The following is a 17627-nucleotide window of genomic DNA, read 5'->3' as shown; positions in this document are numbered from 1 at the left end:
CCACGACTTCGTCATCGTCGATACCGCCGGCCGACTGGGTATCGACGAGGAGTTGATGGCTCAGGCCGCCGCCATCCGCGACGCCGTCAATCCCGACGAGGTGTTGTTCGTCCTGGACGCGATGATCGGCCAGGACGCCGTCGCGACCGCCCAGGCATTTGGCGACGGCGTCGGGTTCACCGGCGTCGTGCTGACCAAGCTGGATGGCGACGCCCGCGGTGGCGCGGCGCTCTCGGTCCGCGAAGTGACTGGTGTGCCAATCCTTTTCGCCTCCACCGGGGAGAAGTTCGAAGACTTCGACGTCTTCCACCCCGACCGGATGGCCAGCCGCATCCTGGGCATGGGCGATGTGCTGAGCCTGATCGAGCAGGCCGAGCAGGTCTTCGACGCCCAGCAGGCAGAGGAGGCCGCCGCCAAGATCGGCGCCGGGGAACTCACGCTGGAGGATTTCCTCGAGCAGATGCTGGCGGTGCGCAAGATGGGTCCGATCGGCAACCTGCTGGGCATGCTGCCCGGCGGCGCGCAGATGAAGGACGCGTTGGCCGAGGTCGACGACAAGAGCCTGGATCGCCTGCAGGCCATCATCCGTGGGATGACGCCGCAAGAGCGGGCCGACCCGAAGATCATCAACGCTTCGCGGCGGCTGCGGATTGCCAACGGTTCGGGCGTTACCGTGTCCGAGGTCAACCAGCTGGTGGATCGCTTCTTCGAGGCCCGCAAGATGATGTCGTCGATGCTCGGCGGCATGGGGATACCGGGGATCGGCCGCAAGTCCGCGACGCGGAAATCCAAGAACGCCAAAGGCAAGAAGGGCAAAAAGGGCGGGCGCGGCCCGACGCCACCGAAGGTGCGCAGTCCGTTCGGTGCGGGCATGCCGGGCATGCCGGGCATGGCAGGAATGCCTGAAGGGTTCCCGGACCTGTCCCAGATGCCCGAAGGGCTCAACGAGTTGCCGCCCGGCCTGGCCGATTTCGACCTGTCCAAGCTGAAGTTCCCGGGCAAGAAGTAGCCGCGTCGTGCGCCTGCACGTGCGCGGTCGGGCACTGCCCGGTGACGTCCCGACCGATCTGTGGGTCGTCGACGGCCGCATCAGCACCGAGCCCGTGGACGGGGCGGACACCGTCTTCGGAGCTTCCGAAGACGGCTGGATCCTGCCCGGGCTGGTGGACCTGCACTGCCACATCGGACTCGGTGAGCGCGGCGGGGTCGACTTCGACGAAGCGATCGCCCAAGCCGAAACCGAGCGCGACGTCGGCGTACTGCTGGTTCGCGACTGCGGCGTCCCGATCGACACCCGCAGCCTCGACGACCGGCCGGACCTGCCCCGAATCATCCGCGCCGGCCGGCACCTGGCCCGACCGAAGCGCTACATCCCCGGCCTGTCGATCGACCTCGACGACGAAAAGCAATTGCCGGCCGCGGTGGCCGAGCAGGCGCGACTCGGCGACGGCTGGGTAAAACTGGTCGGGGACTGGATCGACCGTCAAATCGGCGACCTGGCCCCGCTGTGGTCCGATGACGTGCTCAAAGCCGCGATCGACACCGCGCACAGCCACGGCGCGCGGGTGACCGCCCACGTGTTCGGTGAAGACGGCCTGCCTGGGCTGATTCAGGCCGGCATCGACTGCATCGAACACGGCACCGGTCTCACCGACGAGACGATCGCGCTGATGCTCGAACACGGCACGGCGCTGGTCCCGACGCTGATCAACATCGAAAACTTCCCGGGCATCGCCGATTCCGCCGCACGCTATCCGGTCTACGCGGCGCATATGCGTGATCTGTACGCCAGCAGCAACGAGAGACTCAGCGCGGTCCGCGAAGCGGGCGTGCCGATTTACGCGGGCAGCGATGCGGGCGGCATGATCCGGCACGGACGGGTCGCCGACGAGGTCGAGGCCCTCAAGGGCATTGGGATGAGCGCCGACGAGGCCCTGGGCGCGGCGTGCTGGGAGGCCCGGCGCTGGCTGGGCCGGCCCTGCCTCGACGACGGTGCATCCGCCGACCTGTTGTGCTATGCCGAGGATCCCCGCGTAGGCCCCGAAGTGCTGAACCGGCCCGACCTGGTAATCATGCGCGGCAACACGTTTCGGCCGCGCTGACTGCGCTGCCGGACAGCCCGGTTAGTATCACGGGATGGCGTTGGCCAGCGGTGCGGCCTTTGCTGGGTACACCGTCGAGCGGATGCTGAGTTCGTCCGCGACCGGCGAGCTCTACCTGGCCCAGCGGCCTGGATACCCGGGGTGGCAGGCCCTGAAAGTGCTGCCGTCCGCATTATCGGCGGACGGTGATTTCCGACGCCGGTTCCATGAGGAGACCAGAGTCGCGGCGAGCATGTATCACCTCAACGTCGTCGAGGTGCACGACCGAGGCGAATTCGAGGGCCGGTTGTGGATCGCCATGGAATACGTGGAGGGTACCGACGCCTCGCAACTGATGGCCGAACGATTCCCGACGGTCCTGCCAGTCGCTGAAGCGCTACCCATCGTCACGGCGGCGGCTGCGGCGCTGGACTTCGCCCATCAGCGCGGTTTGTTGCATCGTGACGTGCGGCCCGCCAACATTCTGCTGACCATGTCGGACGATCCGCGAATTTTGTTGACCGACTTCGGATTAGTTCGTCCGGCAAGCGAATCCGCTTATGCCGCGCCAGAGGAGTTGGCCGGCGGTGAGCTCGACGGTCGCGCCGACCAGTACTCGCTCGCGGCAACCGCGATGCACCTGTTGTCCGGGATGCCGCCGTCGGGCAGGACCGCACTGCGCGAGCTGCGCCCCGACTTGGAACGGCTGGACACAGTGCTGGCCCGGGCGCTGGGCGAGAATCCGGCCGACCGGTTCGGCAGCTGCCGCGACCTCGCTGCCGCGCTGAACGAACGGAGCGAGGTCCCCGATCGCAGCCACGTCGCCTTCGAGCCGCCGCCGGTCGTTGAGGAACCCGCTTACGTCGTCGACTATCCGGCGTACGGCTGGCCGGAGCCACCGACGGCCGCACCGGGACCGGCGCTGGTCGAGCGGCCCGCCGCGGTGTTTCCGGGCAGTGCCGGGCCGCCCCGACGAGGGCCCCGGCGCATTTTGATCGGTATTGCCGCGGTACTGCTGCTGGTCGGCCTATTCGCGGCCGGGGTCTCGATCGGACGCAAGACCTCGACCTCGACCTCGACCCAAGCGGGCAGCCCGGCCACCACGACAACCACTGCGGCCAGCACCACCCCCAGCGGTGCCCCCGCCGCCGCGCCCACGCCGCTCGACGGCACCTACCTCATCCGGGTGCAACGTTCGAAGCAGACCTTCGACAACACCCCGACGCCCCAACCGCCGGACGTGGCCACCTGGTGGGCGATCCGGTCGGCGTGCACCCCCACGCGCTGTTTGGCGGCGGCGACGTTGCTCAACGACAGGGACCACACCCGGGAGAAGTCCCCGGACGTGCACCCACTGCTGCTGGAGTTCCAGGAGGGGCAGTGGCGATCTCGGCCGGAAACCACGAAATTTCCGTGCATCGGCCCCACCGGAATGCCCAGCACGCAGACCACCGTCCAAGTGGTCGCGTTTAGTCCGCAACCGCAGGGCAGTCTCGTCGGCGAAATGACCGTCACGGTGAAAACAGACGAATGCGGCCAACAGGGCGGAGTCATCCGCATACCCACCCAAGCCGGCCGGACCGGCGACATAGCGCCCGGCGTGAACGTGCCGGACCCGATACGAGTTACCCCGACGACCAGCGACCCACCGACCGTCACGAGCACCGCTCCCACCACGACGCATCGGTAGACGCCCCAGAAAAGATTGCGAGTGATCGCTATCTATGTTAGCGTCGGGCCACGCGACGACCTGGAGGAAACAGTGACTTACGACGTGATCATCCGCGACGGACTGTGGTTCGACGGCACCGGTGCGGCGCCGCAAACCCGCAACCTGGGCATTCGCGACGGCGTGGTGGCCACCGTTTCGGCCGGGCCGTTGGACGCGACCGGTTGTCCGGATGTGATCGACGCGGCGGGCAAGTGGGTGATGCCCGGTTTCATCGACGTGCACACCCATTACGACGCCGAGATCCTGCTCGACCCGGGCCTGCGCGAGTCGGTGCGGCACGGGGTCACCACCTTGCTGTTGGGCAACTGCTCGCTGTCGACGGTCTACGCCGACACCGAGGACGCCGCCGACCTGTTCAGCCGGGTCGAGGCGGTGCCGCGTGACTTCGTCCTGGGTGCGCTCGAGAGTAACAAGACCTGGTCGACGCCAGCGCAGTACATCGACAAACTCGACGCTCTGCCGCTGGGCCCGAATGTCAGCTCCATGCTTGGTCATTCGGATCTGCGCACGGCAGTGCTCGGCCTGGAACGGGCAACTGACCGTGACGATCGACCCACCGACGCCGAGTTGCAAACAATGGCCAAACTGCTCGACCAGGCGCTCGACGCCGGGATGCTCGGCATGTCCGGGATGGATGCGCCGATCGACAAGCTCGACGGCGAGCGGTTCCGCTCCCGGGCGCTGCCGTCGACGTTCGCGACCTGGCGGGAGCGCCGCCGACTGATCAAGGTGCTGCGTAAGCGCGGCCGGATCCTGCAGAGCGCACCCAATGTCGACAGCCCGGTGTCCGCCCTGATGTTCTTCCTCACCAGCAGTCGAATCCTGAATCGGCGCAAAGGTGTTCGGATGAGCCTGTTGGTTTCCGCCGACGCCAAGTCGATGCCGTTGGCGGTGCACACTTTTGGGCGCGGTGCTCGCCTACTGAACAAAGTGCTGGCCTCCAGCGTGCGTTTCCAGCACCTGCCGGTGCCGTTCACGTTGTACTCCGACGGCATCGACCTACCGGTATTCGAGGAGTTCGGTGCCGGCACGGCGGCCCTGCATCTGCGTGACCAGTTGGAGCGCAACGAGCTGCTGGCCGACGAGTCCTACCGCCGCGAATTCCGCCGCCAATTCGACCGCGTCAAGCTCGGCCCGTCGCTGTGGCACCGCGACTTCCACGACGCGGTGATCGTGGAGTGCCCCGATAATTCGTTGATCGGCAAGAGCTTTGGCGCGATCGCCGACGAACGTGGGTTGCATCCGTTGGACGCGTTCCTCGACATCCTGGTCGAGAACGGCGAGCGCAACGTGCGCTGGACCACCACCGTCGCCAACCATCGGCCCAAGCAGCTGGACAAGCTGGCAGCCGACCCGGTCGTCCACATGGGCTTCTCCGACGCCGGCGCGCACCTGCGCAACATGGCCTTCTACAACTTCCCGTTGCGACTGCTCAAGCGCACTCGCGACGCCCACCGGGCCGGCAAGCCGTTCTTGACGGTGGAGCGCGCCGTGTATCGCCTCACCGCCGAAGTGGCCGAGTGGTTCGGCTTGGACGCGGGCACATTGCGCGAGGGCGACCGGGCGGACTTCGTCGTGATCGACCCCGCCCACCTGGACGAGTCGGTAGATAGCTACAACGAGGAGGCGGTGCCGTTCTACGGTGGCCTGCGGCGCATGGTGAACCGCAACGACGCGACCGTGGTCGCGACGGGCGTCGGCGGGTCAGTGGTCTACCGCAGCGGTGAGTTCTGCGAGGGCTACGGCCAGACCGTGAAGTCCGGCCGGTACCTGCGTGCGGGGGAGCGGCACGCCCGCCCGGCCCAGCGTGCCCTGAGCGCCAGCGCCTAGCCGTGGCCCGGACCCAGCAGCAGCGCCGCGAGGAGACGGTCGGCCGTCTCCTCGAAGCCTGCATCGACACCATCATCGAGGTGGGCTACGCGCGCGCCTCGGCGGCGGTGATCACCAAACGGGCCGGGGTTTCGGTGGGGGCGCTGTTCCGGCACTTCGACACCATGGGCGACTTCATGGCGGCGACCGCGTCCGAAGTGCTGCGGCGCCAGTTGGAAACGTTCACCAAGCAGGTCGCGCAAATACCGGCAGACCGCCCGGCGCTGGAAGCTGCGCTGGCAATCCTGCGCGACATCACCAGCGGTCCCGCCAACGCGGTGCTCTACGAGCTGATGATCGCCGCCCGCACCGACGAGAAACTCAAGGACACACTGCAGCACGAACTTTGGCAGTACCGCGCCAAGATGTACGACGCTGCGTTGACGATGCCGGGGACGGACAGCATCCCGCCGGAAACGCTTCCGGTACTAGTGGCACTGCTGACCAACGTCTTCGACGGGGCCGCGGTGGTGGAGAGTGTGTTGCCGCAGCCCGACATCGCCGAGCACCGGATTCCGGTGCTGACCGCGTTGCTCAACGCGGCGTTTCCCAACCCTGCCCGGTAAGTCCGGTCCCGCTGCGGCAGGGAACTATGCGGCAGGGGACTAGAGCGAGCCGATGCTGGCTTGTGGGCTGAGCCCGAAGCCCCAGTCGAACAGGCTGGCCGCCTGGTCCCAGTAGGTCGGTCCGCCCTCTCTGACCAGCCCGTACATCATGGCGATCACCAGTCGGCGACCACCGCGGGCGGCCGCGCCGACGAATGTCTTGCGGGCCGCGTTGGTGAAGCCCGTCTTGCCGCCGATCGCACCGGGATAGCGCTGCAGGAGTTCGTCCTGGTTCACGATCGGCGCGTTGCCGCCGTCGCCGGGGAACATCGCCGACGGCTTGGCGGTGACCTGGGCGAAGACCGGATTGGCCATGGCAGCCCGGAAAATCACCGCGAGGTCGTGGGCCGTCGATGCGCCCGAGCCGTCGGGGCCGTCCAGTCCGGACGGAGTCGACGCATGGGTGTTCACCGCGCCCAAAGACGCGGCTTTGGCGTTCATCTTGGCCACCGCGGCACCCTGCCCGCCGAGCATGTGGGCCAAGGTGTTGGCGGCGTCGTTGCCCGACACCAGCAACAGCCCGTCGAGCAGTTCGCGGGCGGTGTAGCTGCGGCCAGCCTTCACGCCTACGCAGTTGCATTCCACTTGCGTGTCGGCGGCGTCAGCGACGACCGAGGAGTCCAAATTCAGCTCGTCCAGCACCACCAGCGCCAACAGCACCTTGATCGTGCTGGCCGGGGGATGCACGGCGTTCTGGTCGCGTCCGGCCAGCACCTGACCGCTGTCCAGGTCGGCCACGATCCAGGTCTGCGCGGGACCGTCGGGTATCGGCACCGAACCGACCGGCTGTACATCGGTGTCTGCTGCGGCAGTGCCGGCAGCGCCGATACAGATTGCCATCAGGGCAGCGGCGGCGGCCATAAGCTTTCGCATGGGCGCTGAGTGTAACGCTCCTGGCCGCAGTGTTGAATCGATACATGTTAAGCCTGGCCGAAATTTCTGACCGCTTGGAGATCCAGCAGCTGCTGGTGGACTACTCCACCGCGATCGACTCGCGTCGATTCGACGATCTGGACGAAGTCTTCACCCCGGACGCCTATATCGACTACACCGCCCTGGGCGGAATCGCCGGTGAATATCCCGAGGTCAAGAAGTGGTTGTCGGAGGTGCTGCCCAACTTTCCGGTGTACGCGCACATGCTGGGGAATTTCTCCGTCCGCATCGACGGGGACACGGCGTCGTCGCGGGTGATCTGCTTCAACCCGATGGTGCTGGGCGGAGACAAAGAGCAGATCCTGTTCTGCGGGCTCTGGTACGACGACGAGTTCGTGCGCACCGAACGAGGCTGGCGCATGACTCGTCGCGTCGAGACGAAGACGTTCCAGAAAGTGCTGTGATTTCGTCCCGAGCACCCGGTTCTGGCACAATTGGCCGCTGTCCGCCGCACGACCAAGGTCGTTCCGTGGTCACACACGCGAGGCAAAACCGGATCCGGGCATTCCGCCCGTGTCGCTGAATTGCAGCGTGACACACATAGGAGAAGTCGCTTAACCATGGCTGTGAAGATCAAGCTCACTCGACTCGGCAAGATCCGCAATCCCCAGTACCGCATCGCTGTCGCCGACGCGCGCACCCGCCGCGACGGCCGTTCCATCGAGGTGATCGGCCGGTACCACCCCAAGGAAGAGCCGAGCCTGATCGAGATCAATTCCGAGCGCGCCCAGTACTGGCTGTCCGTGGGCGCCCAGCCCACCGAACCCGTCCTGAAGCTGCTGAAGATCACCGGTGACTGGCAGAAGTTCAAGGGCCTGCCCGGCGCCGAAGGCCGTCTGAAGGTCAAGCCCGCCAAGCCCAGCAAGCTGGAGCTGTTCAACGCAGCGCTGGCCGAGGCCGAAGGTGGCCCCACCACCGAGGCGACCAAGCCGAAGAAGAAGTCCGCGCCCAAGAAGGCCGCCAAGAGCGAGGACGCTGCGCCGGAGGCGGGAGCCGAGACCGGGGCGGAGAAGGCCGCCGCAGTGGCCGAGACCGAGCAGGGCGAGCAGTCCGCTCCGCCGTCGACGGAAAGCTGACGTTCGCATGAGTACCGTCGTGGTCGACGCCGTCGAGCACCTGGTCCGCGGGATCGTCGACAATCCCGACGATGTGCGCGTCGATCTGGTGACCAGCCGCCGCGGACGCACCGTCGAGGTCCACGTTCACCCCGACGACCTGGGCAAAGTGATCGGGCGCGGCGGACGCACCGCGACCGCGCTGCGCACCTTGGTTGCCGGCATCGGCGGCCGGGGCATCCGGGTCGACGTGGTGGACACCGACCAGTAGCCAGCCGATGGAGCTGATCGTCGGGCGCGTGGCGAAAGCACACGGGATCGCCGGCGAACTCGTCGTCGAAGTACGCACCGACGATCCTGATCTCCGGTTCGCACCCGGCAGCACGCTGCGCGCCAAAAAGCCTCGCGATCCCGGCCCGGCACGCAGCTACACCGTGGAGTCGGCGCGACCCCACGGGGCCCGTCTGCTGGTGCGATTGGCCGGCGTGACCGATCGTGACTCCGCCGACGCGCTGCGCGGCAACCTGTTCATCATCGACTCCGACGAGTTGCCGCCGATCGACGAGCCCGACACCTATTACGACCACCAGTTGGAGGGTCTCCGGGTCGCGACGACGGCAGGGCGGGACATCGGTGTCGTGGCCGAGGTGCTGCACACCGCCGGCGGCGAATTGCTCTCCGTCAAGGGCGAATCCGGCGAGCTGCTGATACCGTTCGTCGGCGCGATCGTCACGTCGGTGTCATTGGAAGACGGCACGCTGGAGATCGAGCCGCCCGACGGTCTGCTGGACCTGGCATAAACGTGCGTATCGACGTCGTATCGATCTTCCCCGGATACCTCGATCCGCTGCGACAGTCGTTGCTGGGCAAGGCGATTACGTCCGGCCTGGTGGATCTGGAGGTACACGACCTACGCCGGTGGACCCACGACGTGCACCATTCGGTGGACGATGCGCCCTACGGGGGTGGCCCCGGCATGGTGATGCGTGCGCCGGTATGGGGCGAGGCGCTTGACGAAATCTGCTCGGAGGAAACGCTTTTGGTGGTTCCGAGCCCAGCGGGTGTGTTGTTCACCCAAGCTACTGCCCAGCGGTGGAGCGAGGAGCGGCACCTGGTGTTCGCCTGCGGCCGCTACGAGGGGATCGACCAGCGCGTGGTCGAGGACTCGGCGCGCCGGATGCGCGTCGAAGAGGTATCCATCGGCGATTACGTGCTGCCCGGTGGGGAGTCGGCAGCGCTGGTGATGATCGAAGCCGTACTGCGGCTGCGGACCGGGGTGCTGGGCAATCCCGCCTCAGTGCAGCATGATTCGCACTCCCCGGAGCTGGACCGGCTCCTGGAAGGGCCGGGCTACACCCGTCCGGCCAGTTGGCGCGGGCTCGACGTGCCGGAAGTTCTGCTCTCGGGTGACCATGCTCGGATCGCGGCCTGGCGACGCGAGGTCTCGCTTCAGCGGACCCGACAACGGCGACCGGATCTGTTGGCCTGAATCCGAATCAGACGCGGCCGCTGGGGAAGATCGTCTTGACCGCTCGGGTGATCGTCTCGCGCGCGGTGGCGTCATCGGAGGCCTGCAGCGACTCGATGACCATGATGTAGCGGCGGTCGGCGCCGATCACACCGGTGGACAGGTGCATCCAGTCGGCCCCGATGCAACACATCCAGCCTTGTTTGACCGCAACGGGTTCGGCGTACAAGCCGTCCGGGATGCCGAATCGCTGCGGATATCCGTCGATCCCGGTGGGGGTGGACCGGGCCAGGTCGTTGACGATGAGGCGGGCGCGCGCGGGCGGCAGGCCGCCGGAGCCGTCGAGCAGCCGTTCGTAGTAGCGGATCAGGTCCGACGCTGAGCTGATGGTGTTCCACCAGCGCCCGTCGCTCGGCGGGGTGGTCGAGGCCAGTCCGTACCGGGTCGCCACCTGCGTGATGATCGCGTCGCCACCGCCCTGCCCCCAGAACAGCTCGGCCGCGCCGTCGTCGGAAGACTGCAGCATCATGTCCAGCGCCTGGTGATCCTCGGGAGTCAGCGTCACCTGGCCGTCGGACTCCTTCAGCAGCAGGTCGTCGGCAATGAAGAGTTTGGCCACCGAGGCCGTGGCGATGATCTGGTCGTTGCCGTTCGACACCAGCTGATGGGTGGCGCGATCGAGGATGGCCACCGACAGGGTCGCCCCGTCGGCGGCGGCCTGCTCGGTGGCCTGCTGGATGCGGGCCTGCGCTCCGGTGAGCCCGCCGAGGCCGATGGTCGGCAACGCCATCGGGGTCGGTGCCGGCGTGATGGCCCGTAGCAGCAGTTCCACCAGCTGCTGCTGTGGCTGCGGCTCCGGCTTGGTCACGGTCTGACCGGTCGTGGTGAATGCCTTCGCGTGCACCGTCGCCTCACACCCGGCAACCACCACCAAGGCCGCCGAAACGGCTGCCGTGAGCATGGTCAGGGGCCGGGCTCGCATTGCACTCCTTCGGCGTTCGCAGCATGAAGCAACGTGAAGTTGGGCCGGTTTTTGGGTATATCCATGGGTTCGGAGCCGCGCGGTTCAGCCCCAGTCATATGTACCATCGCCAGGGGCTTTACGCCGGGCGCGAATTGCAACAGTTTCCTGTGATTTTCACTGCATGCGCCCCGTCTGGCACAATTGGCCAGTTGTCTCCAGCGGTTGCCGGCGGGCCAGGTGCCTACCGCCTGCTGCGAGGAACACCCAGAAGCCCTAACCATCGGCTTGGTGACCGTCCTGCGTCCGCGTGCGTCGGTTGACGAAGCTGCGACCCCAAGGAAGTGTCTTTCCAATGAACAGGCTGGACTTCGTCGACCAAGCGTCGCTGCGCGACGACATCCCTACCTTCAGCCCGGGCGACACCATCAATGTGCACGTCAAGGTGATCGAAGGCGCCAAAGAGCGTATCCAGGTCTTCAAGGGTGTGGTGATCCGGCGGCAAGGCGGTGGCATCCGCGAGACCTTCACCGTGCGCAAGGAGAGCTACGGCGTCGGCGTCGAGCGGACTTTCCCCGTGCACTCGCCGAACATCGACCACATCGAGGTGGTGACCCGTGGCGACGTCCGTCGCGCCAAGTTGTACTACCTGCGTGAGCTCCGCGGCAAGAAGGCCAAGATCAAGGAAAAGCGCTGACCTTGGTGGTGTTCCGGCGTCCGCAGCCGCAGCCCTCGTGCTGGCTACGCTGATCTCGTGACTGGAACCGAGGACTCTCCTCCCGAGGACTCCCCGTCGGCAGCGCAGGAATCTGCACTCGACTCTGAGACCAAGCCTGAATCCGGGGCCGGGGCCGACTCAGCGCCCAGAGCCGAATCCGGGCCCGGGGCCGACTCAGCGCCCAAGGCCGAAACAGGGCGTGTGGCCGACTCAGCGCCCGCGGCCGAATCCGACCCCAGGGCCGACGAGTCGAAGGCCGAAGAGTCGAACCCGAAGAAGCGCTCGACGCTGCGCGAACTGACCACGCTGGCCGTCATCGCGATCGTCCTCTACTACGTGATGCTCACGTTCGTCGCGCGTCCGTACCTGATTCCGTCGGAATCGATGGAGCCGACCCTGCACGGCTGCGCGACCTGCGTCGGGGACCGCATCATGGTCGACAAGCTCACCTACCGCTTCAGCTCGCCGGAACCGGGGGATGTCGTGGTATTCAAGGGGCCGCCGTCGTGGAATGTGGGCTACAAGTCGATCCGCTCGTCCAACACGGTGCTGCGCTGGCTGCAGAACGGGTTGTCGTTCATCGGATTCGTGCCGCCCGACGAGAACGACTTGGTCAAGCGCGTCATCGCAGTCGGCGGGCAAACCGTGCAGTGCCGGGCCGATACGGGCCTGACAGTCAACGGCAAACCCCTGAAAGAGCCTTACCTGGACGCCAACACCATGATGGCCGACCCATCGGTGTACCCGTGCCTGGGCAGCGAGTTCGGACCGGTTACCGTGCCGCCCGGGCGCCTCTGGGTAATGGGTGACAACCGCACCCACTCGGCGGATTCCCGCGCGCACTGCCCGATGCTGTGCACGGGTGACCCGACGCCCGGGACGGTGCCCGTCGCCAACGTCATCGGCAAGGCCAGGTTCATCGTCTGGCCGCCGTCGCGATGGGGTGGCGTGGGTTCGGTGAACCCCCAGCAGGCACAGTAGTCATGGCCACCACCTGGCCACCCCGGACAGTGATCCGGAAGTCCTCGGGATTGCGCACTTTGGAGTCGGCGCTGCACCGCAGCGGCTTGGGCCCGGTGGCCGGAGTCGACGAGGTGGGCCGGGGTGCGTGTGCCGGCCCATTGGTGGTCGCCGCCTGCGTGTTTGGCCCCAACCGTCTGGAAAGCCTTGCCGCGCTGGATGATTCGAAGAAGCTCACCGAGAAGGCACGAGAGAAGTTGTTTCCGCTGATCCGCCGGTATGCGGTCGCGTATCACGTGGTGTTCATCCCGTCGACCGAGGTGGATCGGCGCGGCGTGCATGTGGCGAATATCGAAGGGATGCGCCGCGCGGTGGCCGGCTTGTCGGTGCGGCCCGGTTACGTGCTGAGCGACGGCTTCCGGGTGCCGGGGCTGGCCGTCCCGTCACTGCCGGTGGTCGGTGGTGACGCCGCCGCCGCCTGCATTGCCGCGGCCAGTGTGCTGGCCAAAGTCAGCAGGGACCGGTTGATGGTTGCGATGGAATCCAAATATCCCGGGTACGGCTTCGCCGAGCACAAGGGCTACAGCACCCCCGCCCACGGTCGCGCGCTGGCCACTCTGGGCCCGTGTCCGGAACACCGCTACTCGTTTATCAATGTCCGGCGGGTGGCTACGGGATCCACCATCCGGACCGTGGCCGAGTGCCTGCCCGACCCTCCGGGCGACAACGGGTCATTCCAGTGAGGAAAGATGGGGCATCAGCTCCGGGAGAAGGACGTCTGAACAGATGAGCGCAGAAGATCTCGAAAAGTATGAAACCGAGATGGAGCTCTCGCTGTACCGCGAATACAAGGACATCGTCGGTCAGTTCAGCTACGTCGTGGAGACTGAGCGGCGCTTCTACCTGGCCAACAGCGTCGAGATGGTGCCACGCAACGCCGACGGCGAGGTGTACTTCGAGCTTCGGCTGGCCGACGCGTGGGTGTGGGACATGTATCGTCCGGCGCGCTTCGTCAAGCAGGTGCGGGTGGTGACGTTCAAGGACGTCAACATCGAAGAGGTCGAGAAGCCGGAACTTCGGCTGCCGGAGTAGGCCGCTACGAGGTTTGGTCGGCCGTCAGGTTGCCGCGCGCCTCGATGACGCGCCGTGCCACGTCGGCCAGCTTGATATTCAGGCTCTGCGAGTGCCGCCGCAGCAGGTCGAACGCTTCGTCTTCGTCCATGTTGTGCAACAGCATCAGCATGCCGACCGCCTTGCCGATTTCGCGGTTGCTCAGCAGTCCCCGGCGCAGGCTCGAGGCGTCTTCGCCGTGCGCGATCGCGTTGATGGCCACGCTGGCGAATGCTGCCAGCACCGCCGCGCGGCCCGCGGCCTCGGAATTGAATACGTTCGGTGTCTCGCTGAACAGGTTCAGTGCCGCGGCTTTGCGCTTGTCAATCAGCAGCCGAAAACCCATCGCACCGCGCACCGGCGTCTCGTCGACCAGACGCTTGGCGAAGTGCGGCCATTGAGCAGGACTGGTCAGGTCGGGTTCGACCTGGGGCGTCTCCTCCTCGATGGCGTCGATGCAGGGCCCGTCGCCGGCGCTTCGTTCGAGGTCGTCGATGTGGTGGGCCAACTTGGAGCTGGCACCGACCGTGACATAGCGGTCGTTGCGTTTCACCAGCAGGCTGGCGTGGTCACAACCGGGCACAACCAGGGTCGCGGCCACGCAGATCGCGGCGTACATCTGGGTCGCGTCTGACCCCTGGTAAATGATCTCCGCCAACGCTGCGAACACCGTTGCGGGATCGGCCGTCAGAGCGCCTGGGGCCGAGTCGGACCCGGTGTCCGGTTCGTTGACCACGTCTCTACCTCCTTCGGAGTTGAGTTCCGATGGCCGTAGATTAACTGGCCTGCAATACCTTTACACGCCGACCGCGCGTTCGAGGTCTTTCAGCGATGTCTCGAGGTGACTGAGCATGCGCTGCAGATGCGGGACGCTTCCTCTGGCGCCGACGAGTCCGAAGTCGAGGTTCTCGCCGTTGTTGGTCACGGTGATGTTCATTGCCTGACCGTCCAAGGTGATCGACAGGGGGTAGTTGCCGACCATCTGCGCTCCGCGCCAGTACAGCGATTCCTTGGTCCCCGGCACATTGGAGATCACGATGTTGAACGGCGGTGGGGCCGTCCGGATGAACCCCGGGATCAGTCCGAGGAAAAGCCCGCCGGTCAGGAACGCGGATAGGGCGAGTTGTTGGACCTGGGGAAGCTGGGTGAACAACTCCTTCTGTTCGCGCATCGAAGCACTGATTCCCTCGATGCGTTTGCCCGCATCCTCTACGTCGGTGTGCAGGTTGCAGAGCACGGTTCCGACCGCGTTGCCGCCGCCTTCCGCGTCGTTCTCCTTACGCAGGCTCACCGGCACCATCGCGATCAGAGGGGCGTCAGGGAGAGCGTTCTGCTCGATCAGGTAGGTCCGAAGTGCGCCTGCGGACATCGCCAAGACGACGTCGTTGAAGGTGGCGTCGGTGGCAGCCTTCACCGCCTTGAGCCGGTCCAGTGACCACGATTGCGCAGCGATGCGCCGGGCGCCGCCGATCCGCACATTGAACATCGTCTTGGGTGCCCGGAACGGGAAGGTGAGCTGTTGCTCGAGCAACGCTGCCCGCGCCAGGTTCAGGGTGGACGGGCCGAGCGCAACAGCCGATCCCAGCGTGCCCGTCAACGCACTCAGCGGGGACGACCCCTTGCCGCTGTCCGGCCGATGCCGGGGCTTGAGCTCCCACGGCACGCGGACCTCGTCGTCGTCGGGATCGTCGGTGAACGCCCGCTGCATCAACCGCAGGGCGGATACCCCGTCCATCAGGGAGTGGTGGAACTTGGTGTAGACCGCGTAACGCCCGTCGTTGAGGCCCTCCACGAGATGCGCTTCCCACAGCGGCCGGTGCCGGTCGAGCAGGCTGCCGTGCAACCGTGACGCCAACTCCAAAAGCTCGCGGACGCGGCCGGGCCGGGGCAGGGCGGAACGCCGGAAGTGGTAATCGAGCTCGACGTCCTGATCCAGCGACCAGGCGAGATTGGTCAGTGGACCGACGAATGCCGGGTGTTTACGGAAGGTGGGCTGAATGTCGGTGCGGTTGAGCATCGACTCGTAGGCCTCGGTGACGAATTCTTCGTCGGCGCCCTCGGGCGGCTTGAATAGTTGCAGTGCGCCAACGTGCATCGGATGTTCGCGGGATTCGCCGACGAGAAACATGGAATCTGCTGGGGCAATCAGCTGCATGGCCACTCTTTCGCTTAGATCCGTTAACGGACCGGGTATGAATAGCCATCTGTCGTGTTCCGCACACATTGGTTTGCGCTGTTTGACCGGTGCCGACCTCGGGAAGATCAGTGGCCGTGGGAATCACTGTCGCGATCACCGGACCGACTGGGGAGATCGGCATCTCAGCCGTCACGGCGCTGGAACGCGAACCCACAGTGGACAAAATCGTCGGGATGGCCCGCCGCCCCTTCGACCCGCTGACGCACGGGTGGGTCAAAACGACTTATCAGCAGGGCGACATCCTGGACCGCGACGCGGTCGACGAATTGGTCGCCGAAGCCGATGTCGTGATCCATCTGGCCTTCATCATCATGGGGTCGCGCGAGGAGAGTGAGCGGGTCAACCTGCAGGGCACCCGCAATGTGTTCGAAGCGACCGTCGCAGCGCAGCGACCTCGGCGGCTGGTGTACACGTCGTCCGTCGCGGCCTACGGCTACCACTCCGACAACCCCGTGCCGCTGACCGAGGATGTCCCGGCACGCGGATCTGCCGAGCACTACTACTCGGCGCAGAAGTCGGCGTGCGAGGCGGTGCTGGCCGAGGTCACCGAGGGTTCGTCGCTGGAGGTCTTCGTGCTGCGGCCATGCATCGTCACCGGGCCCGAGGCGCCCGCGTTGGCGGCACCGCTGACCAAACTGCCGGGACCGGTGCGCGCGGTGAGCAAGACTTTGCCGCTGCTCAAGCCGGTGGTACCCGATCCCGGATTTCCGCTGCAACTGGTGCACCATGACGATGTCGCCACTGCGATCGCCTTGGCGGCCACCGCACCGGCTCCACCAGGGGCGTACAACATCGCCGGTGACGGGACAGTGACGGTCAGTGAGGTGGCGCGGGCGCTGGGAGCGCGCGCCGTCCGAGTTCCCGCCGTCGCTGCATCGGCGGCATCCGCGGCGATCTCCCGGTTGCCGTTCGTGCCGTCCCTGCTGGAATGGCTCCACGTTGCGCGGACATCGGTGGTGATGGACACCGCCAAGGCAAAGCGCGAACTGGGCTGGCAGCCGACGCACACCTCGGCCGAGGCCTTGGAGTCGCTGGCCGCCGCGGTGTAGGCCGGTGCGCCGCAGGCCGGGGTACGTTGAGGCCGTGACCGCCGGAGAGACGCAGTGGCGCGCGTAACGGCGCGCCGGAGCGTCACGCATCGGGCCGCCGCGCAGACGACCACCCGGCAGGAAACCCTGGCCGTCGAAGAGCCGCTCGAAATCCGCGTCAACGGGACGCCGATCACCGTGACAATGCGCACGCCGGGGTCCGATTTCGAACTGGCGCAAGGGTTTCTGCTGACCGAGGACATCATTTCGCAGTGTGAGGACGTGCTGACGATCCGGTACTGCGAAGGCCGCGGTGCGGACGGCGCCAATAACTACAACGTCCTGGACGTCACCTTGTCGCCTGACGTCGCGGCACCTCACTTGGACGTGACCCGCAACTTTTACACCACCTCCTCCTGTGGAGTGTGTGGTAAGGCATCGCTGGAGGCGGTCCGACTGATCAGCCGCTACTCGCCTGGCGACGATCCCGCCAACGTCCCCGCCGACACGCTGAGGGCCATGCCGGAAAGCCTCCGGGAGGCCCAGAAGGTCTTCGCCACCACCGGCGGTCTGCACGCTGCCGCGCTGTTCAGCGTCGACGGGACCATGCTTGTCGTGCGGGAGGACATCGGTCGCCACAACGCGGTCGACAAGGTCGTCGGATGGGCGCTCGAGCACGACCGGGTGCCCCTCGCCGCTTCGGTGTTGCTGGTCAGCGGTCGGGCGTCGTTCGAATTGACCCAGAAAGCTCTGATGGCCGGAATTCCCGTGCTGGCCGCCGTATCCGCGCCCTCGTCGCTGGCGGTCTCGCTGGCCGAGGAGTCCGGTATCACCCTGGTGGCGTTTCTGCGGCAAGACTCGATGAACGTCTATACACGGGCGGAGCGGGTGACCTAGCCGCGCATCGGCA

General features: G+C 66.3%; 18 protein-coding genes and 2 pseudogenes. 16 read left to right on the top strand and 4 right to left on the bottom strand.

Annotated elements, in window-relative coordinates; genetic code table 11:
* From A5636_RS18875 to A5636_RS18855, 5 genes and pseudogenes are all read left to right on the top strand, one after another.
* Positions 1-1009 (top strand): annotated as a pseudogene (locus A5636_RS18875) (signal recognition particle protein); the annotation flags it as partial.
* 7 nt (positions 1010-1016) lie between these two features.
* Entirely contained in the window at positions 1017-2102 is a 1086-nt protein-coding gene (locus A5636_RS18870; RefSeq protein WP_065160155.1) for a metal-dependent hydrolase family protein, read from the top strand.
* A 34-nt stretch (positions 2103-2136) separates the two neighbouring features.
* A complete protein-coding gene (locus A5636_RS18865) occupies positions 2137-3771 on the top strand; it encodes a serine/threonine protein kinase (protein WP_065160154.1) in 1635 nt (544 codons plus the stop codon).
* A 30-nt stretch (positions 3772-3801) separates the two neighbouring features.
* Complete coding sequence (locus A5636_RS18860) at positions 3802-5643, top strand: N-acyl-D-amino-acid deacylase family protein (RefSeq protein WP_172827271.1); 1842 nt, start codon at positions 3802-3804, stop codon at positions 5641-5643.
* A 2-nt stretch (positions 5644-5645) separates the two neighbouring features.
* Positions 5646-6248: a TetR/AcrR family transcriptional regulator gene (locus tag A5636_RS18855; protein ID WP_065160153.1), complete on the top strand. Its 603-nt coding sequence runs from the start codon at positions 5646-5648 to the stop codon at positions 6246-6248.
* 39 nt (positions 6249-6287) lie between these two features.
* Here A5636_RS18855 and A5636_RS18850 read toward each other — a convergent pair whose 3' ends face one another.
* On the bottom strand, positions 6288-7160 hold the full coding sequence (locus A5636_RS18850) for a D-alanyl-D-alanine carboxypeptidase family protein (protein ID WP_065160152.1): 873 nt from the start codon (positions 7158-7160) through the stop codon (positions 6288-6290).
* 44 nt (positions 7161-7204) lie between these two features.
* On the opposite strand from A5636_RS18850, the gene A5636_RS18845 reads away from it, so the two are divergent.
* From A5636_RS18845 to trmD, 5 genes are all read left to right on the top strand, one after another.
* The gene (locus A5636_RS18845) at positions 7205-7624 is read left to right on the top strand and encodes a nuclear transport factor 2 family protein (RefSeq protein WP_065160151.1); all 420 of its coding nucleotides are present in this window, start codon (positions 7205-7207) and stop codon (positions 7622-7624) included.
* A 156-nt stretch (positions 7625-7780) separates the two neighbouring features.
* On the top strand, positions 7781-8296 hold the full coding sequence (gene rpsP, locus A5636_RS18840; protein ID WP_065160150.1) for a 30S ribosomal protein S16: 516 nt from the start codon (positions 7781-7783) through the stop codon (positions 8294-8296).
* A gap of 7 nt (positions 8297-8303) precedes the next feature.
* Positions 8304-8546: an RNA-binding protein gene (locus tag A5636_RS18835; RefSeq protein WP_036354608.1), complete on the top strand. Its 243-nt coding sequence runs from the start codon at positions 8304-8306 to the stop codon at positions 8544-8546.
* A 7-nt stretch (positions 8547-8553) separates the two neighbouring features.
* Positions 8554-9075, top strand: a complete 522-nt coding sequence (gene rimM, locus A5636_RS18830) for a ribosome maturation factor RimM (RefSeq protein WP_065160149.1) — start codon at positions 8554-8556, stop codon at positions 9073-9075.
* 2 nt (positions 9076-9077) lie between these two features.
* A complete protein-coding gene (trmD, locus tag A5636_RS18825) occupies positions 9078-9764 on the top strand; it encodes a tRNA (guanosine(37)-N1)-methyltransferase TrmD (RefSeq protein WP_065160148.1) in 687 nt (228 codons plus the stop codon).
* A 7-nt stretch (positions 9765-9771) separates the two neighbouring features.
* On the opposite strand, the gene A5636_RS18820 is transcribed toward trmD, so the two are convergent.
* Positions 9772-10725 (bottom strand): hypothetical protein, encoded by a 954-nt coding sequence (locus A5636_RS18820; protein ID WP_065160147.1) that lies wholly within the window; start codon positions 10723-10725, stop codon positions 9772-9774.
* 334 nt (positions 10726-11059) lie between these two features.
* Here A5636_RS18820 and rplS point away from each other — a divergent pair, with 334 nt between their 5' ends.
* From rplS to A5636_RS18800, 4 genes and pseudogenes are all read left to right on the top strand, one after another.
* On the top strand, positions 11060-11401 hold the full coding sequence (rplS, locus tag A5636_RS18815; RefSeq protein ID WP_065160146.1) for a 50S ribosomal protein L19: 342 nt from the start codon (positions 11060-11062) through the stop codon (positions 11399-11401).
* 57 nt (positions 11402-11458) lie between these two features.
* Positions 11459-12403, top strand: a complete 945-nt coding sequence (gene lepB / locus A5636_RS18810; RefSeq protein ID WP_065160145.1) for a signal peptidase I — start codon at positions 11459-11461, stop codon at positions 12401-12403.
* Positions 12404-12405: 2 nt separating this feature from the next.
* Positions 12406-13147: pseudogene (locus A5636_RS18805) on the top strand (ribonuclease HII); the annotation flags it as partial.
* Positions 13148-13168: 21 nt separating this feature from the next.
* Positions 13169-13474 carry a DUF2469 domain-containing protein gene (locus A5636_RS18800; RefSeq protein WP_012393608.1) on the top strand — a complete coding sequence of 102 codons (306 nt, stop codon included), beginning with the start codon at positions 13169-13171 and terminating at the stop codon, positions 13472-13474.
* Positions 13475-13478: 4 nt separating this feature from the next.
* Here A5636_RS18800 and A5636_RS18795 read toward each other — a convergent pair whose 3' ends face one another.
* Positions 13479-14228, bottom strand: coding sequence for an ANTAR domain-containing protein (locus A5636_RS18795; protein ID WP_065160143.1), 750 nt, complete (start codon positions 14226-14228; stop codon positions 13479-13481).
* 60 nt (positions 14229-14288) lie between these two features.
* A complete protein-coding gene (locus A5636_RS18790) occupies positions 14289-15647 on the bottom strand; it encodes a WS/DGAT/MGAT family O-acyltransferase (RefSeq protein WP_065160142.1) in 1359 nt (452 codons plus the stop codon).
* A 116-nt stretch (positions 15648-15763) separates the two neighbouring features.
* On the opposite strand from A5636_RS18790, the gene A5636_RS18785 reads away from it, so the two are divergent.
* Both A5636_RS18785 and fdhD read left to right on the top strand, forming a co-directional pair.
* Positions 15764-16738, top strand: a complete 975-nt coding sequence (locus A5636_RS18785; RefSeq protein WP_065160166.1) for an NAD-dependent epimerase/dehydratase family protein — start codon at positions 15764-15766, stop codon at positions 16736-16738.
* Positions 16739-16792: 54 nt separating this feature from the next.
* Positions 16793-17614 carry a formate dehydrogenase accessory sulfurtransferase FdhD gene (gene fdhD / locus A5636_RS18780; protein WP_065160141.1) on the top strand — a complete coding sequence of 274 codons (822 nt, stop codon included), beginning with the start codon at positions 16793-16795 and terminating at the stop codon, positions 17612-17614.
* Positions 17615-17627: the final 13 nt, after the last annotated feature.

Origin of the sequence: Mycobacterium asiaticum (assembly GCF_001673315.1) — a bacterium.
In the GTDB taxonomy this organism is placed as follows: Bacteria; Actinomycetota; Actinomycetes; order Mycobacteriales; family Mycobacteriaceae; genus Mycobacterium; species Mycobacterium asiaticum_B.
Note: the sequence above shows the minus strand (reverse complement) of the source record. Positions and strands in the feature narration are given on the sequence as shown.

What these genes read in the sequence shown, in the direction of transcription:
- A5636_RS18865 (WP_065160154.1), top strand. Translation starts at nt 2,137, where the DNA reads ATGGCGTTGGCCAGCGGTGCGGCCTTTGCTGGGTACACCGTCGAGCGG.
- A5636_RS18850 (WP_065160152.1), bottom strand. Translation starts at nt 7,160, where the DNA reads ATGCGAAAGCTTATGGCCGCCGCCGCTGCCCTGATGGCAATCTGTATC.
- A5636_RS18845 (WP_065160151.1), top strand. Translation starts at nt 7,205, where the DNA reads ATGTTAAGCCTGGCCGAAATTTCTGACCGCTTGGAGATCCAGCAGCTG.
- rpsP (WP_065160150.1), top strand. Translation starts at nt 7,781, where the DNA reads ATGGCTGTGAAGATCAAGCTCACTCGACTCGGCAAGATCCGCAATCCC.
- A5636_RS18835 (WP_036354608.1), top strand. Translation starts at nt 8,304, where the DNA reads ATGAGTACCGTCGTGGTCGACGCCGTCGAGCACCTGGTCCGCGGGATC.
- rimM (WP_065160149.1), top strand. Translation starts at nt 8,554, where the DNA reads ATGGAGCTGATCGTCGGGCGCGTGGCGAAAGCACACGGGATCGCCGGC.
- A5636_RS18820 (WP_065160147.1), bottom strand. Translation starts at nt 10,725, where the DNA reads ATGCGAGCCCGGCCCCTGACCATGCTCACGGCAGCCGTTTCGGCGGCC.
- rplS (WP_065160146.1), top strand. Translation starts at nt 11,060, where the DNA reads ATGAACAGGCTGGACTTCGTCGACCAAGCGTCGCTGCGCGACGACATC.
- A5636_RS18800 (WP_012393608.1), top strand. Translation starts at nt 13,169, where the DNA reads ATGAGCGCAGAAGATCTCGAAAAGTATGAAACCGAGATGGAGCTCTCG.
- A5636_RS18790 (WP_065160142.1), bottom strand. Translation starts at nt 15,647, where the DNA reads ATGCAGCTGATTGCCCCAGCAGATTCCATGTTTCTCGTCGGCGAATCC.